The organism is Virgisporangium aurantiacum, assembly GCF_016863635.1.
Classification (GTDB): Bacteria; Actinomycetota; Actinomycetes; order Mycobacteriales; family Micromonosporaceae; genus Virgisporangium; species Virgisporangium aurantiacum.
Genome location: NZ_BOPG01000012.1, coordinates 174,063 through 194,332, shown reverse-complemented (window position 1 = coordinate 194,332; position 20,270 = coordinate 174,063). Strand labels below are relative to the sequence as shown.

Sequence of the window (20,270 nt, the reverse complement as noted above, 5' to 3'; positions counted from 1 at the left end):
GTCCAGTTCACGCCACCGCGGTCACTGCCGCATGTTGGCGATGAATCCGCCCCGTGACGCAAACCTCTCCGGCGGCGTCCGCGCACGGTGAGGTCAGCTCGGGTAGGCGCGCGTCTCGGCCGCTTTGACGGCCGCCCAGACGGCGCGGCCGGGGGCGAGGTCGAGGTGTGCGGCGGCGGCCGGGGTGATGTCGGCGGCGACGACGATGGGGCCGTCGAGTTGGACGCGGAGGTTGTCGCCGTGGCGTTGCAGGCCGGTGATGGTGGCGGGCCAGGTGTTGCGGGGGCTGCCGTCGGGCCGGTTCGGGTGCAGGGCGACGGCGGCGGGTGGGAAGGCGACGAACGCGTCGCCGAAGAGTTCGTCGGTGACGGTGAGGGTGAGGTCGTCGATGCGCACGCTGTGGCCGTCGGCGTGCCCGCGGTACAGGTTGAGTCCGACAAGCCTTGCCACATAATCGGTTCGGGGGCGGGCGGTGATGGTGGCGGCGTCGCCCTCCTGCACGATGCGGCCGTCCTCGATGATGACGAGGCGGTCGGCGAGCACGAGGGCGTCGAGCGGGTCGTGGGTCACCAGGAGGGTGGCGCCGGGGTGGTCGCCGAGGTGGTGGTGGAGTTCGGCGCGGGTGTCGAGGCGGGTGCGGGCGTCGAGCGCGGCCAACGGTTCATCCAGCAAAAGCAGTTGTGGACGCACGGCCAGCGCGCGGGCCAGCGCGACGCGTTGCGCCTGCCCGCCGGACAGGTGCCGGGGCTTGCGCTTCTCGTACCCGGCGAGCCCGACCCGGTGCAGCCACTGGGCGGCTTCGCGTTTGGCGGTGTGCCGGTCGACGCCGTGGCGGCGCGGGCCGAAGGCCACGTTGTCGAGGGCGGTCAGGTGCGGGAACAGCAGGTAGTCCTGGAAGACGACGCCGATGGGCCGGTTCTCGGTGGGTGTCCACAGTCGACGGTCGGGGTTGTCGAGAGTCTCGCCGTCGAGGGTGATGTGGCCGCCGGTCAGTGGTTGGAGGCCGGCGAGGGCGCGCAGGGCGGTGGTCTTGCCGGCGCCGTTGGGTCCGAGGAGTGCCACCACTTCGCCGCGGTCGATGCGTAGGGGCGCGTCGAGGCGGAACGTTCCCCGGTCGACGACGATGTGTGCGTCCAGGGCGGTCACGGGCCGGCGATCCATTTGTCGCGCAGGGCGGCGAGGATGACCACGGAGACGGTGAGCAGGATGAGGCTGAGCACGATGGCCGCGTCGAGGTCGGTCTCCAGCGCGAGATATACCGCGAGCGGCATGGTCTGCGTGCGGCCGGGGAAGTTGCCGGCGAAGGTGATGGTGGCGCCGAACTCGCCGAGGGCGCGGGCCCAGCACAGGACCGCACCGGCGGCGACGCCGGGTGCCACCAGCGGCAGGGTCACGTGGGTGAACGTGGTCCACCGGCCGGCGCCGAGGGTGGCGGCGGCCTCCTCGTAGCGGGAGTCGGCGCCGCGCAACGCCCCCTCGACGGCGATGACGAGGAACGGCATCGCGACGAACGCCTCCGCGAGCACGACGCCGGTGGTGGTGAACGGCAACGTGATTCCGAACGTGGCGTCGAGCCATTCACCGACCAGCCCGCGGCGGCCGAACACGAGCAGGAGCGCCACCCCGCCGACCACCGGTGGGAGCACCAGCGGCACCGTGACCAGTGCCCGGACCAGTCGCCGGCCGGGGAACTCGACCCGCGCCAGCACCCACGCCAGCGGCACGCCGAGCACCAGGCACAGGGCGGTGGCGAGGGTGGCCGTCTGCAGCGACAGCCGCAACGCGGTGAGCACCCCGGGCTCGGTGAGGCGCTGCGGCATCGTGCTCCACGGCGCCCGGATCAGCAGCCCCGCCAACGGCAGCGTCAGGAACACCAGCCCGAGCGCCGCCGGAACCAGCAGTGCCAGCGGTGCCCTCTGAACGCGCCGCACGTCAGGGTGCCTGGAATCCGGCTCCGCTGAGTACCGCCCGGCCCTTGTCGGACTTCACGTACTCGACGAACGCCGTCGCGCCGGCCTTGTTCGGCGCACCCTTCAGCACGACGATCGGGTAGTCGTTGACCGCGCCCGCGGACTCCGGGAACTCCACACCCTCCACATCCGACGATGCCGCCTTCGCGTCGGTCCGGTACACCAGCGCGGCGTCGACCTCGCCGAGTTTCACCTTCGACAGGGCCGCCTTCACGTCCTGTTCCAGCGTCACCGGGGTGAGCTTCACACCGGCCGCGTCGAGCGCCTTCTTCGCCGCCGCGCCGCACGGCACCTGCTCGGCGCACAGCGCCACCTTCACGCCGGACTTCGTGAGGTCGGACAGGCCCTTGACGCCCTTGGGGTTGCCCTTCGGAACCGCGATCACGAGCTGATTCTTCACGAACGTCGTCGGGGTTCCGTCGCCGTTGCCGGCATCGGTGACCGTCTTCATGTTCGCCGGCGCGGCCGAGGCGAACACGTCGGCCGGTGCGCCCTGGTTGATCTGCGTCGCCAGCGCCGAACTACCGGCGAAGTTGAACGTGACCTTCGCACCCGGATTGGCCTTCTCGAAGTCGGTACCGATCTGCTTGAACGACTCCGTCAACGATGCCGCCGCGAACACCGTGACGGTGCCGGTGACGCCCGTAGTGGTGCCGGTCGACGAGGACCCGGCGTCCTCCTTGCTGTCCCCGCCGCACCCGACCAGACCGACCAGGGCCAGCGCCGTCAAGCCGGCCAGAACGACACGTACGCGCACTACTTCTCCTCCGTCACCCTCGCCTGGACACCACGGCCGGCGTGGACCGCTCCACCACCACCGTGGTCGACTTGATCACCGCGACGGCCACCGACCCGACGTGCAGGTCGAGTTCGTCGACGGCCTCCCGGCTCATCAGCGACACCACCCGGAACGGGCCGGCCTGGATGTCGACCTGCGCCATCACGGTGTCCTTGACGACCGCGGTCACGATCCCGCGCAGCCGGTTGCGGGCCGACGACTCCTCCGACCGGCCGTCCGGCTCGCCCGCCTGTGATCGCACGAAAGCGGCCAGGTCGACGCCGTCGATCACCCGGTGCCCGTGTTCGTCGCGGGCGGCTGCCAGCCGGCCGGCGTCGATCCACCGGCGCACGGTGTCGACGCTCACCCCGAGCAGCTCGGCGGCCTCACCGATGCGAAACTCTGTCACGCGCGCAGCCTACCGTCCGCATATGCGGCGCAGGACCGGCGAAACGACTCGTATCCGCAACACTTCTGGCCATGATGGCGCCGTATCTGCATGATGGAGGGATGGCTGAGGACCTGGCGGGCCTGACGGGCGAACAACGCGAGCGCTGGTCCACCGTGCTGGCCCACCTGACGGCCGCCGTGCCCGCCGGGGCGCCGTCCGTCCACGTCGACGGCTCCGGCGGCTCCGGCGGCGGTGCCCGGCTGCTCGCCGACCGTCTGGCCGCCACGCTGCGGGCCGCCGGCCGCACCTGCGTCCGCGTCAGCGACGCCGCCTGCGCCAACCACGCCGACGTCCGGACCGGGCGGACGCCCGACACGGCCGTCATCGCCGACGGGCCGCGCTGGCGCGACCATGTCCCGACGACGGAATGGGCGCTGACCATCTGGGTCCGCACCGCCGCCGGCGCCGGCGGGTACCGGGGCGACGACGCGCACGTCGTCGTCGACCTGCACGATCCGGGCTGGCCGGTCATCCGGCACATCGACGGCTGGTTCGCCCCGCACGGCGCCTGGTACCGCAGCGAGACCCGCGCCTTCTTCGGCGCCCGCGCCGCCACCTGGAACGCGAGGTTCGGCGACGACCTGCCCGCCTACGCCGCCGCGGTCGCCGATGCCACGGTCGCGCCCGGCGGGGTGGCGGTCGACGTCGGCTGCGGCACCGGCCGGGCGTTGCCCGCCCTGCGCGACGCGGTCGGCGCCGACGGCAGGGTGATCGGCATCGACCTGACCCCGCAGATGCTCGCCGTCGCCCGGCTCGCCGCCACCGCCAGCGGCGCGCTGCTCGTCGTCGCCGACGCCCGCCACCTGCCCCTGGCCACCGGGTCCGTCGACGCGGTGTTCGCCGCCGGGCTGATCACGCACCTGCCCGACACCGACGCCGGACTCCGGGAACTGGCCCGCGTCACCCGGCCCGGTGGCCGGCTCGTCCTGTTCCACCCGTCGGGGCGGGCGGCGCTCGCGGCCCGGTACGGCCGCGAACTGCGTCCCGACGACCCGCTCGCCGAGACCCCGCTGCGCCTCGCGGCCGAGCGGACCGGCTGGACCCTCACCACCTACGACGACCCGCCGCACCGGTTCCTCGCGGTCGCCGCCCGCCGGTGAAAGCGGTGAAGCCGGTGAAACGGTGACGGTCGTTCGACCCGGACGGTTGAGCGCCGCCCGGTCCACTACGTGGGGGACAGGCCCGTGTCGGCGAAGATGTGGCGGGCCAGGGCCGAACCGAGGAACGCGACGAACGCGTCCGCGCCCACGGTGTTCGCACCGGTGGTCACCTTGACGGCGGTGTACTCGTCGGCGATGCGGGCGGCCTGCGCGAAGTCGATGGCGCGCAGGCCGTCTCCGGCGGCGACGACGTCGGTGCGGTAGACGAGGGCGGCGTCGGCGGTGCCGGCGCGCACCCGGGCCAGCGCGGTGGCCGGGTCCGGTTCGACCGACACGGGCCGCACGGCGACGGCCGCCGCGTCGAGCGCCGCGCGGCTGCGCCGGCCGCACGGGGTGGTCTCGGCGCACAGCGCCACCCGGGCGTCGGGCAGATCGGTGACGCCGGCAACTCCGGTGCCGGCGGTTTTCGGCACGGCGATGACGATCGGGTTCCGGGCGACGACCGTGGGGGAGCCGCGGACGTGCGCGGCCAGTTCGGCGGTGGCGGCGGCGTCGGCGGAGACGAACACGTCGACGGGTGCGCCGGCGAGGATGTGCCCGGCGTGCCCGGTGCCGTACTCGACGGCCACCTTCACGCCCGGGAAGGCCTCCTCGAACGTGGGCACGAGTGTGGTCAGCGTGGCGCGTAGTTCGTCGGCGGCGTGCACGACGAGCGTCCCGCCGGGCGCGCCGGAAGCACCGGATGCCGCCGGTCCGGCGGCGTGGTGATGCCCGGTGCTGGCGGGGACCGACGCCGCGGGCGCGGCGTCCGTCGTCGGACCGGACCGTGTGGACAGGCCGACGGCCGCGACCACGGTCACCGCGGTCACGGCCGCGGCGACGAGGTGACGCCGGCTCAGGATCATCGACGCGGCTCCGCTCGGGTGGGTGCTCGGAGCCGCCCGACCCGGGTTGGCGGGCCGGGCGGCGTGATTCCGGGTCAGCAGGCGCCGTTGTCCTGCCAGACGCCCCACTCGCCGGTGGTACCGGGCTCCTCGCCCTGGGTCCACCACCGCGCGGTGTACTTGCGTGCCTTGTGCGAGACGACCATGCCGCCGGTGTAGACGGCCGAGGCGCTCCACGCCGCGCCGCAGTTGCCGGTCGGCGGGGGATTGGTCGGCGGGTTCGTCGGGCCGCCGCCGCCGACGTTGACGTCGACGCAGGCGTAGAACGCCATCGCGGTGTCGTAGATGTTCCAGACGGCGAGGATCTTGTGCCGTCCGCCGGGCAGCCCGGTGACCGGGTGGTTCACGATCTGCGGCGGCTGCGCGTTGCCGTTGGTGAACGTCTGGTGCAGGTTGCCGTCGACGTAGTACTGCCAGTTGAGCGTGCGGTGCATGGCGGTGTTGCGCCACGTGAACGTCGTCGAGCTGCTGATCGACGTGACGCGCCAGCCCTTGTTGTCGTCGTCGAGGACGGTGAAACTGCTGCCACCGCTGCAGTTCCGGGAGCCCTTGGGCGCCTCGACGCTCTGCGGCTCGTACTGGATGGAGCCGCAGTTCGAGACCACGCCGGTGGCGCACTGGTCCTGGCGGCTCGGTGGACTGGTGACCCAACCGTGTGCGCTGGCAGGGGAGGCCGGGATGATCACGGTGAGCAGCGGTGCGGCGAGAGTGGCGGCTGCGAGAACCGCCAGTCTTCTTCGGAGGGTCATGTGGCTCCTTCGGCAGGCGAGGGCGTCTGCCGACGACTAGTCCGCCCACCGACGTCGACCTTCATCACAGGGGACATCAAGACATTTAAGTTTGTCAACAGTTTCCGGCCATCTGGTATAGACCGGATCGGCCACCCCCCGGGGTTGTCCACCGGACGAAGCGTGATTCGGACCGGACCATTCGTTTTCCGGACAGGTGGGTGGGGTCCGCCTCGTGCCCGGAGATAGGCGATCCGGCGATCCGGCCGGACCATGAACGGTGACGCCGTGCGGTGGATCCGACCACGAGAGGCGGTCACGATCAACGTCATCGCCTTTGGGGAAGGCTCGGTCTCGGTCGACCGGGTGACGGTCGGCCTGTGCCGCCTGCGCGCCGTCGGCGCGTTCGACATGTCCAACCGCGGCATCCTCGACGAGGCCATCTGCACGGCCGCGCGAGCGTCCCCCAAGATCATCGAGATCGATCTGGGTGACGTCCGGTTCATCGACGCCGGCGTCGTCAGGGTCCTGATGGAACGCCGCGCGGCGTTGGCCGCCGACGGATGCGTGTTGCGGGTCGTCGACGCGACCGGCCTACCCGCGATGGTCCTCGACCTCACCCGTACGCGGAACGAACTCTGCGGGTGACGCCGCTGATGGTTTGATGTGGCGGATGAGCTGGGATGAGGAGTTCGCCCCCTCCGCGGCTACCCGGAACGTCCTGCGCTGGGCGCAGGAGTCGGGTGCCTCGACGCTGGGCGAGGCGTACGACATGCTCGAGCAACTGGAACTCAGCAACGACGTTCCCGAGGTGCTGGGTCACGACGACTCGGTCGACGAGGTGCGAGACGAACTCGAGTTCGGCATCGAGGCCGTCGGCCCGGACGCCCCGATCGCGGGTCTGCTTTAGCGCACCGGTGATGCGCTCGCGGTCCAGGTGTTCTCGTCGATCGCGGTGCGCAGCGGTCGCCACCAGCCGGGATTGTCGGCGTACCAGGTGACGGTGTCGGCCAGGCCGCGGTCGAAGTCGACGGTGGGCGTCCAGCCGAGTTCGGTGCGCAGCAGCGTGGAGTCGAGCAGGTACCGGCGGTCGTGGCCGGGCCGGTCGGGAACGGTGCGCAGCAGGGTGTGCGGCTTGCCCAGGTGGTCGAGGATGCGGGTGGCCAGCTCGGCGACGCTGACCTCGACCCCGGAGCCGACGTTGTAGGTGGCCCCGTCGCGGCCGTCGAGGAGTACCCGTTCGATCGCGGCGCAGTGGTCGTCGACGTGCAGCCACTCGCGCCGGTTGGCGCTGGACGCGTAGACCGGCAGCGGTTCGTCGGTCAGTGCCCGGGTGGTGAACAGCGGGACGACCTTCTCGGGGAACTGGTACGGGCCGTAGTTGTTGGCGCAGTTGGTGATGGTCACCGGCAGGTGGAACGTCTCGTGGTAGGCGCGCACGGCGTGGTCGGCGCCGGCCTTGCTGGCGTTGTAGGGGGTGCGCGGCCGGTACGGCGACTCCTCGGTGAACGTGCCCGGGTCGTCGAGGTCGAGGTCGCCGTAGACCTCGCAGGTCGACACGTGGTGGAACCGGGCCAGCCCGACCCGCCGGCACGCCTCCAGCAATTGCTGCGTTCCGACGACGTTGGTGGCGAAGAACCGGTGCGGGTCGAGCACGGCCAGGCTGTTGTGCGATTCGGCGGCGAAGTTCACCACGACGTCGACGCGGTGTTCGCGCAGCAGCGCCTCGACGGTCGGCAGGTCCCCGATGTCCGCCCGCACGAAGCGGATCCGGTCCCGGACGTCGTCGAGGTTGCCGAGGTTCCCGGCGTAGGTGAGCGCGTCGAGGGCGACCACCCGGTCGGCGGGGTGACGGCGGATCCAGTAGCGGACGAAGTTGGCGCCGATGAAGCCGGCCGCGCCGGTGACGAGCAGGTTCACGATTCTCCTTGCGGTGCGGGGACGGCGGTGACGCCCGGCGGTTCGGTGGCGGCGGTCGCCGGACCACCGCGGAACTCGACCTCCAGCCGGAACCGGTGGCCCAGGTAGCGGTGTTCGGACAGGGCCAGCGGTTGTCCGTCGGCCAGCACGGCGACGCGGCGGACGAGCAGCAACGGCGTGCCGACGGTGGTCTCCAGCAGCGGCGCGACGGAGTCGCTGGCCGCGGTGGCGGCGATGCTCTGGCGCACCAGGTGGATGTGGTGACCCTGCCGGCGTAGCGTCTCCCACACACCGGGGTCCTCGGCGTCGGCGCGGCTGACCGGGGTGGCGAAGCGCAGCGCGACCCACTCCGTCACCACGTCGAGGGGATTGCGGCCGGCGTGTCGAACGGCCCGCACGCGGAGCGCCTCGTCGCCGGGCGGGATGTGCAGCAACGCGCTCACGTCGGGCGGCGCCGGGCGGTACTCGTACCCGGTCACCTTGCGGGTCAGCGCCAGGCCGGCGTCGGTGACGGCCGACCGCGCGTGCTGGAAGCTGCCCAACGCCAGCGTCTGCCCGAAGGACGCTCCCGACACGACGTACCAACCGGAGCCGCGCCGGGCGGCCACCAGCCCTTCGTCGCGCAGGCGCTCCAACGCCCGCCGCACGGTCACCCGGCTGGCCTCGTAGCGGCGGCCCAGCTCCGCTTCGCTCTCCAGCGCGCCGGACCGTGCGTAGTCGCCGAGCGCGATCCGCTCGCGCAACTCGGCGGCCACCTGCTCGAAGCGCGGCCCACTTGTCATAAATCTGTATCCTACACATGCAGACAAGCGGCCCGGTCCATGATGTGTCCGTGAGCGGTGAAGTAGTCATCCTGACCGGGCCGCCGGGCGCCGGAAAGACGACCGTGGCCGGGCTCCTCGCCGCGAACGCGAGCGTTCCGACCGTCAACCTGACGACCGACCTGTTCTACCGGGCGATCCAGACCGGGTTCGTGCCGCCGTACCTGCCGGCGGCGCATCGCCAGAACGTGGTGGTCGTCGACGCGATCGTCGGCACCGTCGCGACGTTCGCCCGCGGCGGCTACGACGTCGTCGTCGACGGGGTCTTCGCGCCGTGGTTCCTGTCGCCGTTCCGGGTGCTTTCGGAGCGGGACCACCTGACGGTGTCCTATGTGGTTCTTCGCCCCGAGCTCGGCATCACGGTGGCGCGGGCGACGGAGCGCGCGGGCGACGACGAACTCCGGGACGTCGACGCGATCACCGGTATGCACGGCGCGTTCGCGCAACTCGGGGACCTTGAAGGTCATGCGATCGACACCAGCGGCCTCGACGCGGAGCAGACGAGCGCCGAGGTCCGCCGGATCCTCAGTTCCGGCCGGAGCCGGCTCGGGTGAATCGGCACGCGCGCCGATGATCGGCCGACCGCTATCGTGGTCGGCGTGGGACTGTTCAAGCGACGGAGCAAAGAGCTGTTCACCGTGCCCGAGAGCGGGCCGGTGACGTCACCTGGCAGTTCCGGTTTCCGCATGGTCGTCGACGATGTCTTCTTCATCACCGGGCGCGGCACGGTGGTCACCGGGATGGTCGGGTCGGGCGCGGTCGCGGTCGGCGCCCGGGTCACGATCGAGCGGGCGGGGCGGCCCCCGCTCGCGGCCGAGATCGCCGGCATCGAGATGTTCCGGAAGAAGACCACGCAGGCGAGCGTCGGCGACAACGTCGGCCTGCTGTTCCGCGGGGTCACCCGCGACGACATCAGCGGCGGCGACGTCGTCCTGACCTGATCACGGCCGGCTGAATCACGGCCGGCTGACGGGCGTGTACCGGATCGGCAGGTTCAACGGGCCGTACACCGCCTCGGTCGGCGGGAGCCACGTGCCGGGTCCGGCGCTGTGCGGGTCGCGGATCCTGGCGGCCAGCAGGGGTAGCGCCTCGGTCAGTTCGAGCCGGGCCAGCGCCGCGCCGAGGCAGAAGTGGATGCCGCCGCCGAAGGTCAGGTGACCGGTCCGGGCCCGGGTGATGTCGAGCGTGTCGGGGCGCTCGAAGACCGTCTCGTCGCGGTTGGCGGAGCCGGTGACCGGCAGCACGCAGCTGCCCGCGGTGAGCGTCAGACCGTTCAGCTCGACGTCGACCTTGGCCACCCGCGGGACGCCGAGGAGCGCCGACGGGCAGTACCGCACCACCTCCTCGGCGGCGCCGGCGGCGAGGTCGGGCCGCTCGGCCAGGAGCCGCCACTGGTCCGGGTGGGCGAGGAACGCGGCCATCGCGTTGCCGAGCTGGTGCTGCACCGTGCCCTGCCCCGCCGACATGAGCGTGATGACCATCGCCCGCAACTCCGCGTCGGTGAGCGACTCGGCGGTCACCAGCACGCTCAGCAGGTCGTCACGCGGTGCGGCGCGCCGCTCGGCGATCAGGCCGTCGAGGAACAGGTCGAGATTGCGCAGCGCGTCCCCGATCCGGTCGCGGTGCTCGACGACGCTGAACCCGAAGATCAGGCCGACATCGGCCGTCCACCGTTGCAGGTCCGCCCGCCGGTCCTCCGGGATTCCGACGAACCGGTACAGCACCCGCAGCGCGAACGGCTCGGCGAAGGCGGCGACGAAGTCGCACTCCTCCCGCGTCACCATGGCATCGATCAGGTCGTCGGCGATCGCCGCCACGGTCGGCCGGAAGCCGTCCACCCGGCGGGTGGTGAAGGCGGTGTTCACGATGCGACGGACCCGGGCGTGCGCCGCGCCGTCGGCGTTGAGGAGGAAGCCGCGCATGATGTCGACCAGCGGCCCGTCGGTGACCCCTTGCACGGCAAGGAAATCCGCGCCGGGTGTGCGCAGTTCCCGCATCGACAACAGCGTCTGCACCTCGTGGTAGCGCAGAACCGCCATCCCGATGGCCGTTCCGGCGTACCAGTCCTGGGCGCGGAGCCGGGCCAGTTCGCCGTACGGATCGGTGTGGAAGGCGGATCCGTACAGATCGAGGTCAGCCACAGCCATCACCATAGAGCGCGGAGACGGCGGCGTTCCGATCGTTCAGCCTTCGGAGTGAAAGGGCCCGTTGTCGTCCGTCGGTCCATCCTCCGTGCGGGATTCGCCGCCGACACCCCGAGCGAGCTGGACCAACTTGACGATCGAGATCGCTGTCCAGACACCGTTGAGCAAGACAAATCCCCATGTCTCGGTGAGCAGGCCCGTGACGGTCAGCACGCCCGCTCCCAGGAGATTGAGCACCTGGTAGGTAGCGCTCTCGACGTCCAATCGACCCAACTGCAGGCCGGTGAAGGCGGCCAACACGAAGAACGCTCCAACAATCGAGAGCACCTGAGTCATGGTGCGAACCTATATCGCCAACCGGCCGACGCGGAAAGTCGGACGGAGGATGTCGATGCCGCGTTGCTCGTCGGCGACGTACACATATTCCCCGCGCCAGTATGGCTGGTATGACTGGGCGTTTGCCGGCCGGTAGTAGGCGATCTGGCGTGGATTCGTGGGGTCCCGTACGTCCAGGAATCGCGTGCCCTGGGCGTAGAAGGACTGGACCAGCACGCCGTCGCGGACGTCGAAGTAGTGGGCCGCGCAGTCGTCGGTAGTGGGGTCGCTGCCTTCCTGCCCGGCCACCCGCCAGGTACTGATGGTCCGCAGCCGGAACTTGTTGTCTGGCGTCGAGCGCCAGCCCTGACCGTCGTACGAACCCTCCAAGGAGGCGATCACCAGCGGCCCGGCCGCCGCGCAATTGTTGGCGACCCAGTACTCATCGGTGACGTAGATCAGGTTGCCGTCGCCCCACTTCTCCGGGTCGGCCGCCTGATCCCCCGTCCTGCCGACCGGGCGATAGCTGTTGTGCTCCCACGAGCCCCCACTCGCGGCCTCGTCGATGCCGCCCCCGGCGTAGGGCACCGGGTCGACTGCGGTGGCGCGACGGACCCGCTTGGCCACCGGATCGTAGTGCTCGCCGCGGGTGTGGTAACCGCGGACGCCGCCGCGCCCGGAGGTCCAGGCCACGCCGTCCGAATCGACCTGGACGTCGTGGACGCCGTCGGTCACGCCGTCGTGGCGTCCGGTGTCGATCGGATCTGGATACGTCTTCGGCTCGCGCGCATTGCGGACGTCGGTCACCCACACCGGGCGGCCGCCCCACTCGGGGGGCATCCAACTCGCCCGGCCCGCCCCCGAGGTCCACAGGTACGAGCAGTCGTTGATACAGCTCGTGGTGTGTCCGGCCGGGACCTTCGCGTAGGCGAGCTGCCGCACATGCTCCGGGTCGGCGACATCGATGATGTAGACACCGGACTCGCCGGTTTCCTCGTCCCCGCCGAACGCCGTCGGGTCCCGGGCCAGGAAGATGAGCTTCCGCCGTGGGTCGACGTTGGTGTCCTCGGTTTCCCGCAGGCCAGGCATGTTGAGCTCGCCGACCAGCGTCGGCCGGGTCGGGTCGGCGGTGATGTCGTAGGCCTTCAGCCCGAACTTTCCGGTCGCGAAGACGATGGAGCGCTTGTTGTGCTCGCCGCCATAGTCGAGGAACACCAACGAGATGACGCCCTTGACGCTCACACCGCCGACCCGCTGGACGCCCTTGACCGCCTCGGACCCGCTCGCGGCCTTGACCCCGACACGCCGAGACGGCGCGGCGTGAGCTGCCCCGACCGATCCGGCTGTCATCGCCACGGAGACGGCTGCGACGGCCGTCTTGACGAGGGTCCGGCGTACGTGACGCCGTCGGAAGATTGCAGAAGTCATGGCTTCAGGCTGATCGACCGCGGTGCATCGAATCAACCGTGCCACCACGGGTTCAGAGGTGCGGCTATCCGCACCAAGCGCTTTCAGGGGTCGTCGAGCGCGCACCGGGTGCGTCGGTAAATGGTCGGCACGCATTTGTTGCAGTGGACGCACGTCGCCGCCGACGCCGCGCCTTCGCGCATGCGGTTCACCAGGTCGGGTTCGCGGAGCAGGGCGCGGGCCATCGCGACGAACGCGAACCCCTCGCCGAGGGCGTCGCGGATGGTGTCGAGCCGGTTGATGCCGCCGAGCAGGATCAGCGGCATGCGTACCTCGGCGAGGAACCGGCGCGCGAGCGGACGCAGGTACGCCTCCTCGAACGGGTAGTTCCGGAACAGGAACCGGCCCGCCACCGCGAAACCGGGCCGCAGCACGGGCGGCAGGGTGGCGGCGAACTCCCGCCGGGGCGGCGGCCCGCGGAACAGGAACATCGGGTTGGCCAGCGAGCTGCCGACGGTCAGTTCGAGGGCGTCCAGCGTGCCGTCGTCGCGGAGCATCCCGGCCACGGCAAGGCTTTCGTCGACGTCGAGGCCGCCGCGGACGCCGTCGGCCATGTTCAGTTTCGCGGTGACGGCGAGCGCGGGTGCCGCCTCGCGCACGGCGCGCGCCACGCGGCGGGCCAGGCGGGCCCGGTTGTCGAGCGGGCCGCCCCAGCGGTCGCGGCGCCGGTTGAGCCGGGGGCTGAGGAACGCGCTGATCAGATAGTTGTGTCCCATGTGGACTTCCAGCGCGTCGAAACCCGCCTCGGCAAGGCGTTTGGCGCCGGCGGCGAACGCGCCGACGACGCGGTCGAGGTCGTCCTCGGTCGCCGCGCGGGCGCGTTTCAACGCCGGGGTGACCATCGCGGACGGTGCGAGCGCGGGGACGCCGCGGACGTTGGCGACGGGTCCCGCGTGGCCGATCTGCGCGGCGGCCGCCGCTCCCTCGCCGTGGATCGCGTCGGTCAGCGTCCGCAGGCCGGGCACGGCGTCGTCGGTGAGGACGAGCTGGTGCCCGTCGGTGGTGCCGTCGAGCGACACCGCGCAGAACGCGACCGTGGACATGCCGACGCCGCCGGCCGCGATCCGCCGGTGGAACTCGACCAGGTCGGGGGTGACGGTCCGCTTCGGTGACCGCCCCTCGAAGGTGGCCGCCTTGATGATCCGGTTGCGCACCGTCAACGGTCCGAGCGTCGCCGGTAGAAACGGGTCCACGACGGCATCGTAGGCGGTTCACGGCGGAAATGAGAACACGTTCTACAATCCGTAGGTCCTGCCGATGATCTCCCGCTGGATCTCGCTGGTGCCTCCGTACACAGTGGACACCAGGCTCGCGCGGACCAGCCGCTCCATGTCGAACTCGGTGGAGTAGCCGTATCCGCCCATCATCTGCATGCCCTCCAGCGCGACGCGCTTGGCCGTCTCGGTCGCCTTGAGTTTGGCCATCGACGCCTCCCGCCGCAGCACCGTGCCCGGATCGCGGTCGACGAGGCCGGCCGTGTTGTACACCAGCAGGCGGCTGCACTCGATGTCGGTGGCGAGGTCGGCGATGCGGTGCCGCAGCGCCTGGAAGCTGCCGACCGGCCGACCGAACTGGTGCCGCTGGCTGACGTAGGTGACCGTGTCGTCGAACGCACGCCGGGCGGTGCCGAGCATGACGGCGGCCAGGATCAGCCGCTCCGCGTTGAGGCCGGCCATCAGCTGGTGCCAGCCGTGGTCGACCCGGCCGACGACCGCGTGCCCGGGCACGAAGCAGTCGGTGAAGTACAGGTCGTTGACCTCGCGGCCGCCCATCGTGTCGATCGGGTGGATGCGGAGGCCGGCCGCGTCGGCCGGCACGCAGAACATGGTGATGCCGTTGTGGTCGCCGGCGCCGCCGGACGTGCGGGCGACGAGCAGGATCCGTTCGGCGAGATGCGCGTTGGAGCACCAGGTCTTCTGGCCGTTGATGAGGTAGCCGCCGTCGGTCGGCTCGGCCCGGCAGGTCATCGCGGCGACGTCGGACCCCGCGCCCGGTTCGGACATCGCGATCGCCTCGACGCTGCCCGTCGCGACGCCGCCGAGGACGAGCTTCTTCTGGTCCGGCGAGCCGAACCGCTCGTAGGCGGCGGCCACGATGATGGACGTGGTGAAGCCGCCGATCGGCGCCTGCATGCGCGCGGTGGTCTCCAGGAACAGGCAGGTGTCGACCATGCCGCCGCCGGCACCGCCGAACTCCTCGGGAATCGGGGCGGCGAGCCAGCCGAGGTCGGCCATCTTCCGGTAGATGCCCGGGTGGTGCGGTTCGGTTCCGCGCTGTTCCCGGGTGCCCGCCTCGCGGCGGCAGAACTCCTCGACGCCGCGCTCGAACGCGCGCTGTTCGTCAGTGAGGTCAATCGGCATCGCGTCGCTCCAGAAAGACGGCACGGCAAGGGATTGACAACGACCGTAGCATATCAAATATCAAATCCGTGACGTCCCTGAAGGACCACCCGATGGCCGCACGCCTCTGCTCCGTCCACCCCGTCACCGGCGACCTGGTGGGGGAGTACGACATCGCCGACCCGGCCGACGTCGCGACGGCGGTCGACCGCGCGCAGGCGGCCGCCGAGTGGTGGGCCGGCCTCGGCTTCGCCGGGCGACGCCACCGGTTGCTCGCCTGGAAGCGGCTCCTCGCGCGGCGGATCGACGACCTCGCCGACGTCGTGCGCGCCGAGACCGGCAAGCCGAAGAGCGACGCGGTGCTCGAGGTCATGCTCGCCGTCGAGCACCTCGACTGGGCCGCGCGCAACGCCCGTCCGGTGCTGCGCCGGCGCCGGGTCGGCTCCGGCATCCTCGCCGCGAACCTGGCGGCGACGCTGGAGTACAAGCCGCTCGGCGTCGTCGGCGTCATCGGACCGTGGAACTACCCGGTCTACACGCCGATGGGGTCCATCTCGTACGCGCTCGCCGCCGGCAACGCGGTGGTGTTCAAGCCGAGCGAGTTCACCCCGGCGGTCGGCGTGTGGCTGGCCGAGCGGTGGCGCGAGGCGGTCCCCGAGCATCCCGTGCTCCAGGTGGTCACCGGCGACGGCCGCACGGGTGCGGCGCTGTGTGTCGCGGGCGTCGACAAGCTGGCGTTCACCGGGTCGACGGCCACCGGCAAGCGCGTCATGGCCGCGTGCGCGCAGACGCTGACCCCGGTGGTCATCGAGGCCGGCGGCAAGGACGCGCTCATCGTCGCCGCCGACGCCGACCTCGACGCCGCCGCCCGGGCCGCCGTCTTCGGCGGGCTGGGCAACGCGGGGCAGACCTGCGCGGGCGTCGAGCGGGTCTACGTCGTGGACTCGGTCTACGACGACTTCCTCGGCCGGCTCGCCGCACTCGCCGCCCACGTCGCGCCCGGCGCGGAGGAGACCGCCCGGTACGGGCCGATGACCACACCCACCCAGGCCGACGTCGTGCGCGGGCACATCGCCGACGCGCTGGGCCGGGGCGCGCGGGCCGTCGTCGGTGGCGTCGACTCCGTCCGCCCGCCGTACGTCGAGCCGGTCGTGCTCACCGACGTGCCCGAGGACAGCACCGCGGTCACCGAGGAGACGTTCGGCCCCACGCTCGTCGTGAACCGGGTCGCCGACCTCGACGAGGCGGTGCGACGGGCCAACGCGTCCCGGTTCGGGCTCGCCGCGTCGGTGTTCTCCCGCGACGGTCGCCGCGCGCTGGAGGTCGCCGGCCGGCTGCGCACCGGCGCCGTCTCGGTCAACGGGGTGCTCGGGTTCGCCGCGATTCCCGCACTGCCGTTCGGCGGCGTCGGCGACTCCGGGTTCGGCCGGATCCACGGCGCCGACGGGCTGCGCGAGTTCTCCCGCCCGCACGCGGTGACCCGGCAGCGCTTCCGCGCCCCGATCGACCTGATGACGCTCGACCGGAAACCGGCCGCGATGTCGCGCGCCGTGAAGCTCTTCGCCCTCCGGCACGGCCGCTGACGCGGCACGCGATGGTGGAACAGTAGGGCCCGTCCCCGTCGGGAATGGGTGCTGGTGCCGATGGTGGCTTCGCCCCGCTGTGCAGAGACTGGCAGGCATGGCCAGGGAACACGCGATGACAGGGCTGGATCGTCACACCGAATGGGTTGTTGCCATGCAAGCACGCGATATCGCGGTGCCCGTGCCGACGGTCACGGTCGACGATCCGGTCGCCAAGGCGGTGCGGGTGATGGCGGTCAGCCGCCTGCCGGGGTTGATCGTCGTGGACGGGCGGTCGCGGCCGACGTTGGTGCTGCCCGGATCCCAGGTGCTGCGGCTTGCCGTTCCCAAGTCCTACCAGGAGGACCCGGCGTTGGCCCGGGTGGTCGACGAGGATCACGCCGACCGGTTCTGGACCGAACTCGGTGACCTGACCGTGGGCGAATGTGTACCCCGCACGTCCAGCCGGCCGGTCACCGTCCGCTCCGACGCGACGCTGCTGGAGGTGGCCGCGCTCATGGCGCGCCAGCACAGTCCACTCGTCGCTGTGGTCGACGACCACGGTGCGCTCGTCGGTGCGATCACGCTCGAACGGCTGATCACGAGCCTGGCGGTCTTCGGCCCCGACGAGTGACGTCGGCACGCCCGTACCTGTTCACGTGCCGCCGCCGGTGACGCCGCCGCGGGGGCCGCCCCGCGACCGGAGGTCATCCTCGTGCGCGCATCCACCGTCTCCGCATCGGTGTTGACGACAGTCCGGACCGGACCACCGAGGCACGGTCCGTGACCGCCGCCCTGGCGCTGACGATCTTCGTGGTGGCGTTCATCTTCATCGCCAGCGAGAAGGTCGACAAGGTCAAGGTGGTCCTCGTCGCCTCCGGTGCGATGGCGGTTCTCGGGCTCGTCCCCGGTGCCGACGTGTTCTTCTCCGAGCACGAGGGCATCGACTGGAACGTCATCTTCCTGCTCTTCGGGATGATGGTGATCGTCGGGATCGTCAAGCAGACCGGGGTCTTCGACTACCTGGCCATCTGGGCGGCGAAGAAGTCACGCGGCCGACCGTACCGGCTCATGGTCATGCTGATGCTCATCACCGCGATCGCGTCGCCGTTCCTGGACAACGTCACCACGATCATGCTGGTCGCTCCGGTGACCGTCGTGGTGTGCCAGCGGCTCAACATCGCCGCCCGGCCGTACCTGATCGCGGAGGTGCTCGCCTCCAACATCGGGGGCGCCGCCACCCTCATCGGTGACCCGCCGAACATCATCATCGGCAGCCGCGCCGGCCTCACGTTCGTCGACTTCCTGGTACACATGGCACCGATCGTCACCGTCGTGTTCGTGGTGTTCGTGCTCGCCACGCGGCTGCTGTTCCGCTCCTCGTTCCAGTACCACCCCGACCACGTCGACGCGGTGATGGCGCTCAAGGAGCGGCGCGCGATCACCGATGCGGGCATGCTGCGTCGCTGCCTGATCGTTTTCGCCGGCGTCGTGCTCGGGTTCGGGCTGCATTCCGTGCTGCACATCGATCCGGCTGTCGTCGCGCTGGTCGGCGCGGGGGTGATGCTGCTCGTCAGCGGCGCCGACCTCAGCGACGTCCTGCGCGAGGTCGAGTGGGCCACTCTGGTCTTCTTCATGGGACTGTTCGTGATGGTCGCCGGGCTCGTCCACACCGGAGTGATCGGCGTCATCGGCACCTGGGCCGTGGACGCGGTGGGGGACAACTACTTCCTGGCGGCCACCGCGTTGTTGTTCGGCTCCGCGGTGCTCGGTGCGTTCTTCGACAACATCCCGTACACGGCCACGATGGCGCCGATCGTGGAGGGCGTTGCCGCCGAGGCACCGGACAAGGAGACCGGACGGGCGCTGTGGTGGTCCTTCGCACTCGGGGCGGACTTCGGCGGCAACGGGACGGCGGTGGCCGCCAGCGCGAACGTCGTCGCCGTGGGCATCGCCGCCCGCACCGGCAACCCCATCACGTTCTGGCAGTTCACCAAGTACGGCATCGGGGTGACGCTGCTGAGTTCGGTGCTGGCCTGGCTCTACGTCTGGATCCGGTACTTCATGTAGCGGGTGGGCTACGGCTCGATGAGGCCGGCGCGGATGGCGTAGCGGGCCAGTTCGAGGCGGTCACGGAGGCCGAGTTTGGCCAGCAGGTTGGCGCGGTGCCGCTCGACGGTCTTGACGCTGATGAACAGAAGTTCGGCGATCTGTTTCGAGGAGTAGCCCTCCGCGACGAGTTTGAGGATCTCCTCCTCGCGGTCGGTGATGGCGCGCGCCGGGATCGAGTCGCCGGACGCGGCCCGCTCCAGATAGCTGCGGATGAGCGCGGTGACGGCGCCGGGGTAGAGGAACGGTTCGCCGCGCATGGCCGCGCGGCAGGCCTCCACCAGATCCCGGTCGGCGACGGACTTGAGCACGTACCCGGAGGCCCCCACCCGCAGGGACTCGAAGAAGAACTGCTCGTTGTCGTACATGGTCAGGATCAGGATGCGCAGGTCCGGTTGCTGGCGGGACAGTTCGCGGGCGGCCTGCAGGCCGGTCAACCGGGGCATGGCGATGTCGAGGATGGCGAGGTCCGGTCGGGTGGCGCGGGCCTGTTCGATGGCCTCGGCGCCGTCGGCGGCCTCGGCCACGACCGTCAGGTCGGCCTCGCCGTCCAGGATCAGCCGTACCCCGCGCCGTACCAGGGCGTGGTCGTCGGCGAGCAGGATCCGGGTCGGTGGCGTCGCGGGCGCGGTCATCGCCGCACCGCCGGGCGCGGGACCCGCAGCCGGACCTCGGTGCCGCCGCCGGCGTGGGAACCGACGGCGAGGTCGGCGCCGATGAGCAGGGCGCGTTCGCGCATGCCGCGGATTCCCGCTCCTTCCTCGGCGTCGCGCAGTCCGCGCCCGTCGTCGCGGATCGACAACTCGACACCGGCCCACGCTGGTTTGTCGCCGAGTGAGGCGACGACGTGGTGGTGCAGCGTCAACTCGACGTGGTGGGCGTCGGCGTGGCGTGCGGTGTTGGTCAGGCCCTCCTGCGCGACCCGGTAGAGCACCAGCTCGACGTTGCGGCTCAGGTCGGGTAGGTCGTTGTCGAACGTGCCGCGTACCGCCAGGCCGGTCGCGCCGAACTCGGTGGCCAGCGCCCGGAGCGCGCTGGTCAGGCCGAGTTCCTCGAGCACGCCGGGACGCAGCCGGCGGGCGATGCGGCGGATCTCGTCCAGGCTGTTGCGGGTGGTTTCCTGCACCTGGCGCAACTGATCGCGGACCGGCTGCGGTGAGTGGTCGGCCACCCGTTTGAGCTCCAGCAGCACAGCGGTGAGGGTCTGCCCGATCTCGTCGTGCAGTTCCTGCGCGACGCGGTGCCGCTCCGCCTCCTGGGCCGACAGTGCGCGGGCGGCGCTGGTGGCGCGTTCGGCTTCCAACCGGTCGAGCATGGTGTTGAAGGTGGTGATCAGTTCAGCGACGCCGCCGTGTCCGGTGGGCGCCAGCCGGTGCCCGGGGCGTAGCAGGTCGATGGTGCTCATGGTTCGGGTGAGCCGGGCCAGCGGCGCGAGACCGATGCCCAGCAGGGCGGCGTTGGCCGCGAGCATCGCGGCCAGCCCCACGGCCAGGATCAGCACCTCCCGGACGAGTACCGGGGTGGACACGGTGACCGGACCGAGGAGCAGCAGCACGGTGGCGGCAATCAGCACCGCCGCGTTGAGGAGGAAGATCCGCCAGAACAGGGAACCTCGCATGGCC

At 71.1% G+C, this 20,270-nt stretch carries 23 protein-coding genes; 8 read left to right on the top strand and 15 right to left on the bottom strand.

All coding sequences use genetic code 11. The annotated features are described in order from the left end of the window. Positions 1 to 93 precede the first annotated feature (93 nt). From Vau01_RS09720 to Vau01_RS09705, 4 genes are read right to left on the bottom strand one after another with little or no spacing between them, the layout of a single operon-like run. Positions 94 to 1,161: an ABC transporter ATP-binding protein gene (locus Vau01_RS09720; protein ID WP_203989502.1), complete on the bottom strand. Its 1,068-nt coding sequence runs from the start codon at positions 1,159 to 1,161 to the stop codon at positions 94 to 96. Then, positions 1,143 to 1,931, bottom strand: a complete 789-nt coding sequence (locus Vau01_RS09715; RefSeq protein WP_203989500.1) for an ABC transporter permease — start codon at positions 1,929 to 1,931, stop codon at positions 1,143 to 1,145. The genes Vau01_RS09720 and Vau01_RS09715 overlap by 19 nt, the downstream gene beginning before the upstream one ends. A 1-nt stretch (position 1,932) precedes the next feature. Further along, positions 1,933 to 2,727 carry a molybdate ABC transporter substrate-binding protein gene (modA, locus tag Vau01_RS09710; protein WP_203989492.1) on the bottom strand — a complete coding sequence of 265 codons (795 nt, stop codon included), beginning with the start codon at positions 2,725 to 2,727 and terminating at the stop codon, positions 1,933 to 1,935. Positions 2,728 to 2,740: 13 nt separating this feature from the next. Beyond that, entirely contained in the window at positions 2,741 to 3,157 is a 417-nt protein-coding gene (locus Vau01_RS09705; RefSeq protein WP_203989490.1) for a TOBE domain-containing protein, read from the bottom strand. Between the two features lie 101 nt (positions 3,158 to 3,258). Between Vau01_RS09705 and Vau01_RS09700 the strand changes: the two genes are divergently transcribed. Further along, positions 3,259 to 4,299: a class I SAM-dependent methyltransferase gene (locus Vau01_RS09700; RefSeq protein WP_203989488.1), complete on the top strand. Its 1,041-nt coding sequence runs from the start codon at positions 3,259 to 3,261 to the stop codon at positions 4,297 to 4,299. Between the two features lie 65 nt (positions 4,300 to 4,364). Here the strand turns inward: Vau01_RS09700 and modA (Vau01_RS09695) are convergent, their stop codons facing one another. Both modA (Vau01_RS09695) and Vau01_RS09690 read right to left on the bottom strand, forming a co-directional pair. After that, entirely contained in the window at positions 4,365 to 5,204 is an 840-nt protein-coding gene (gene modA / locus Vau01_RS09695) for a molybdate ABC transporter substrate-binding protein (RefSeq protein WP_203989487.1), read from the bottom strand. A 74-nt stretch (positions 5,205 to 5,278) separates the two neighbouring features. Continuing rightward, positions 5,279 to 5,992, bottom strand: coding sequence for a lytic polysaccharide monooxygenase (locus Vau01_RS09690; RefSeq protein ID WP_203989486.1), 714 nt, complete (start codon positions 5,990 to 5,992; stop codon positions 5,279 to 5,281). Between the two features lie 267 nt (positions 5,993 to 6,259). Here Vau01_RS09690 and Vau01_RS09685 point away from each other — a divergent pair, with 267 nt between their 5' ends. After that, positions 6,260 to 6,619 carry an STAS domain-containing protein gene (locus Vau01_RS09685; protein ID WP_203989483.1) on the top strand — a complete coding sequence of 120 codons (360 nt, stop codon included), beginning with the start codon at positions 6,260 to 6,262 and terminating at the stop codon, positions 6,617 to 6,619. A 25-nt stretch (positions 6,620 to 6,644) separates the two neighbouring features. Next, entirely contained in the window at positions 6,645 to 6,881 is a 237-nt protein-coding gene (locus Vau01_RS09680) for a hypothetical protein (RefSeq protein ID WP_239151459.1), read from the top strand. On the opposite strand, the gene rfbB is transcribed toward Vau01_RS09680, so the two are convergent. Together rfbB and Vau01_RS09670 are read right to left on the bottom strand one after the other, a co-directional pair. Continuing rightward, entirely contained in the window at positions 6,878 to 7,891 is a 1,014-nt protein-coding gene (gene rfbB / locus Vau01_RS09675; RefSeq protein WP_203989479.1) for a dTDP-glucose 4,6-dehydratase, read from the bottom strand. The two genes, Vau01_RS09680 and rfbB, sit on opposite strands and share 4 nt — an antisense overlap. After that, positions 7,888 to 8,673, bottom strand: a complete 786-nt coding sequence (locus Vau01_RS09670; RefSeq protein ID WP_203989477.1) for a GntR family transcriptional regulator — start codon at positions 8,671 to 8,673, stop codon at positions 7,888 to 7,890. Before Vau01_RS09670 ends, rfbB begins: the two co-directional genes overlap by 4 nt. A gap of 50 nt (positions 8,674 to 8,723) precedes the next feature. Here Vau01_RS09670 and Vau01_RS09665 point away from each other — a divergent pair, with 50 nt between their 5' ends. Then, entirely contained in the window at positions 8,724 to 9,266 is a 543-nt protein-coding gene (locus tag Vau01_RS09665; RefSeq protein WP_203989475.1) for an AAA family ATPase, read from the top strand. Positions 9,267 to 9,311: 45 nt separating this feature from the next. Continuing rightward, on the top strand, positions 9,312 to 9,653 hold the full coding sequence (locus Vau01_RS09660) for an EF-Tu/IF-2/RF-3 family GTPase (protein ID WP_203989473.1): 342 nt from the start codon (positions 9,312 to 9,314) through the stop codon (positions 9,651 to 9,653). Between the two features lie 15 nt (positions 9,654 to 9,668). On the opposite strand, the gene Vau01_RS09655 is transcribed toward Vau01_RS09660, so the two are convergent. From Vau01_RS09655 to Vau01_RS09635, 5 genes are read right to left on the bottom strand one after another with little or no spacing between them, the layout of a single operon-like run. Then, a complete protein-coding gene (locus Vau01_RS09655; protein WP_203989471.1) occupies positions 9,669 to 10,853 on the bottom strand; it encodes a cytochrome P450 in 1,185 nt (394 codons plus the stop codon). A 42-nt stretch (positions 10,854 to 10,895) separates the two neighbouring features. Next, positions 10,896 to 11,192, bottom strand: coding sequence for a CBU_0592 family membrane protein (locus Vau01_RS09650; RefSeq protein ID WP_203989469.1), 297 nt, complete (start codon positions 11,190 to 11,192; stop codon positions 10,896 to 10,898). Between the two features lie 9 nt (positions 11,193 to 11,201). Then, positions 11,202 to 12,752: an LVIVD repeat-containing protein gene (locus Vau01_RS09645; protein ID WP_203989467.1), complete on the bottom strand. Its 1,551-nt coding sequence runs from the start codon at positions 12,750 to 12,752 to the stop codon at positions 11,202 to 11,204. Beyond that, entirely contained in the window at positions 12,683 to 13,831 is a 1,149-nt protein-coding gene (locus tag Vau01_RS09640; protein ID WP_203989465.1) for an oxidoreductase, read from the bottom strand. The genes Vau01_RS09645 and Vau01_RS09640 overlap by 70 nt, the downstream gene beginning before the upstream one ends. 42 nt (positions 13,832 to 13,873) lie before the next feature. Further along, on the bottom strand, positions 13,874 to 14,998 hold the full coding sequence (locus tag Vau01_RS09635) for an acyl-CoA dehydrogenase family protein (RefSeq protein ID WP_203989463.1): 1,125 nt from the start codon (positions 14,996 to 14,998) through the stop codon (positions 13,874 to 13,876). A gap of 92 nt (positions 14,999 to 15,090) precedes the next feature. Here Vau01_RS09635 and Vau01_RS09630 point away from each other — a divergent pair, with 92 nt between their 5' ends. From Vau01_RS09630 to Vau01_RS09620, 3 genes are all read left to right on the top strand, one after another. Continuing rightward, positions 15,091 to 16,560: an aldehyde dehydrogenase family protein gene (locus Vau01_RS09630; protein WP_203990985.1), complete on the top strand. Its 1,470-nt coding sequence runs from the start codon at positions 15,091 to 15,093 to the stop codon at positions 16,558 to 16,560. Positions 16,561 to 16,714: 154 nt separating this feature from the next. Then, the gene (locus tag Vau01_RS09625) at positions 16,715 to 17,173 is read left to right on the top strand and encodes a CBS domain-containing protein (RefSeq protein ID WP_203989461.1); all 459 of its coding nucleotides are present in this window, start codon (positions 16,715 to 16,717) and stop codon (positions 17,171 to 17,173) included. A gap of 149 nt (positions 17,174 to 17,322) precedes the next feature. Beyond that, on the top strand, positions 17,323 to 18,609 hold the full coding sequence (locus tag Vau01_RS09620) for an ArsB/NhaD family transporter (protein WP_203989459.1): 1,287 nt from the start codon (positions 17,323 to 17,325) through the stop codon (positions 18,607 to 18,609). An 8-nt stretch (positions 18,610 to 18,617) separates the two neighbouring features. Here Vau01_RS09620 and Vau01_RS09615 read toward each other — a convergent pair whose 3' ends face one another. Beyond that, positions 18,618 to 19,283: a response regulator gene (locus Vau01_RS09615; RefSeq protein WP_203989457.1), complete on the bottom strand. Its 666-nt coding sequence runs from the start codon at positions 19,281 to 19,283 to the stop codon at positions 18,618 to 18,620. Then, a complete protein-coding gene (locus Vau01_RS09610) occupies positions 19,280 to 20,266 on the bottom strand; it encodes a sensor histidine kinase (protein ID WP_203989455.1) in 987 nt (328 codons plus the stop codon). Before Vau01_RS09610 ends, Vau01_RS09615 begins: the two co-directional genes overlap by 4 nt. Positions 20,267 to 20,270 lie beyond the last annotated feature (4 nt).

Coding starts and splice junctions, on each gene's coding strand:
- Vau01_RS09720 (WP_203989502.1), bottom strand. CDS start 1,161: ATGGATCGCCGGCCCGTGACCGCCCTGGACGCACACATCGTCGTCGAC.
- Vau01_RS09700 (WP_203989488.1), top strand. CDS start 3,259: ATGGCTGAGGACCTGGCGGGCCTGACGGGCGAACAACGCGAGCGCTGG.
- modA (WP_203989487.1), bottom strand. CDS start 5,204: ATGATCCTGAGCCGGCGTCACCTCGTCGCCGCGGCCGTGACCGCGGTG.
- Vau01_RS09690 (WP_203989486.1), bottom strand. CDS start 5,992: ATGACCCTCCGAAGAAGACTGGCGGTTCTCGCAGCCGCCACTCTCGCC.
- Vau01_RS09680 (WP_239151459.1), top strand. CDS start 6,645: ATGAGCTGGGATGAGGAGTTCGCCCCCTCCGCGGCTACCCGGAACGTC.
- Vau01_RS09670 (WP_203989477.1), bottom strand. CDS start 8,673: ATGACAAGTGGGCCGCGCTTCGAGCAGGTGGCCGCCGAGTTGCGCGAG.
- Vau01_RS09650 (WP_203989469.1), bottom strand. CDS start 11,192: ATGACTCAGGTGCTCTCGATTGTTGGAGCGTTCTTCGTGTTGGCCGCC.
- Vau01_RS09635 (WP_203989463.1), bottom strand. CDS start 14,998: ATGCCGATTGACCTCACTGACGAACAGCGCGCGTTCGAGCGCGGCGTC.
- Vau01_RS09630 (WP_203990985.1), top strand. CDS start 15,091: ATGGCCGCACGCCTCTGCTCCGTCCACCCCGTCACCGGCGACCTGGTG.
- Vau01_RS09625 (WP_203989461.1), top strand. CDS start 16,715: ATGCAAGCACGCGATATCGCGGTGCCCGTGCCGACGGTCACGGTCGAC.
- Vau01_RS09615 (WP_203989457.1), bottom strand. CDS start 19,283: ATGACCGCGCCCGCGACGCCACCGACCCGGATCCTGCTCGCCGACGAC.
- Vau01_RS09610 (WP_203989455.1), bottom strand. CDS start 20,266: ATGCGAGGTTCCCTGTTCTGGCGGATCTTCCTCCTCAACGCGGCGGTG.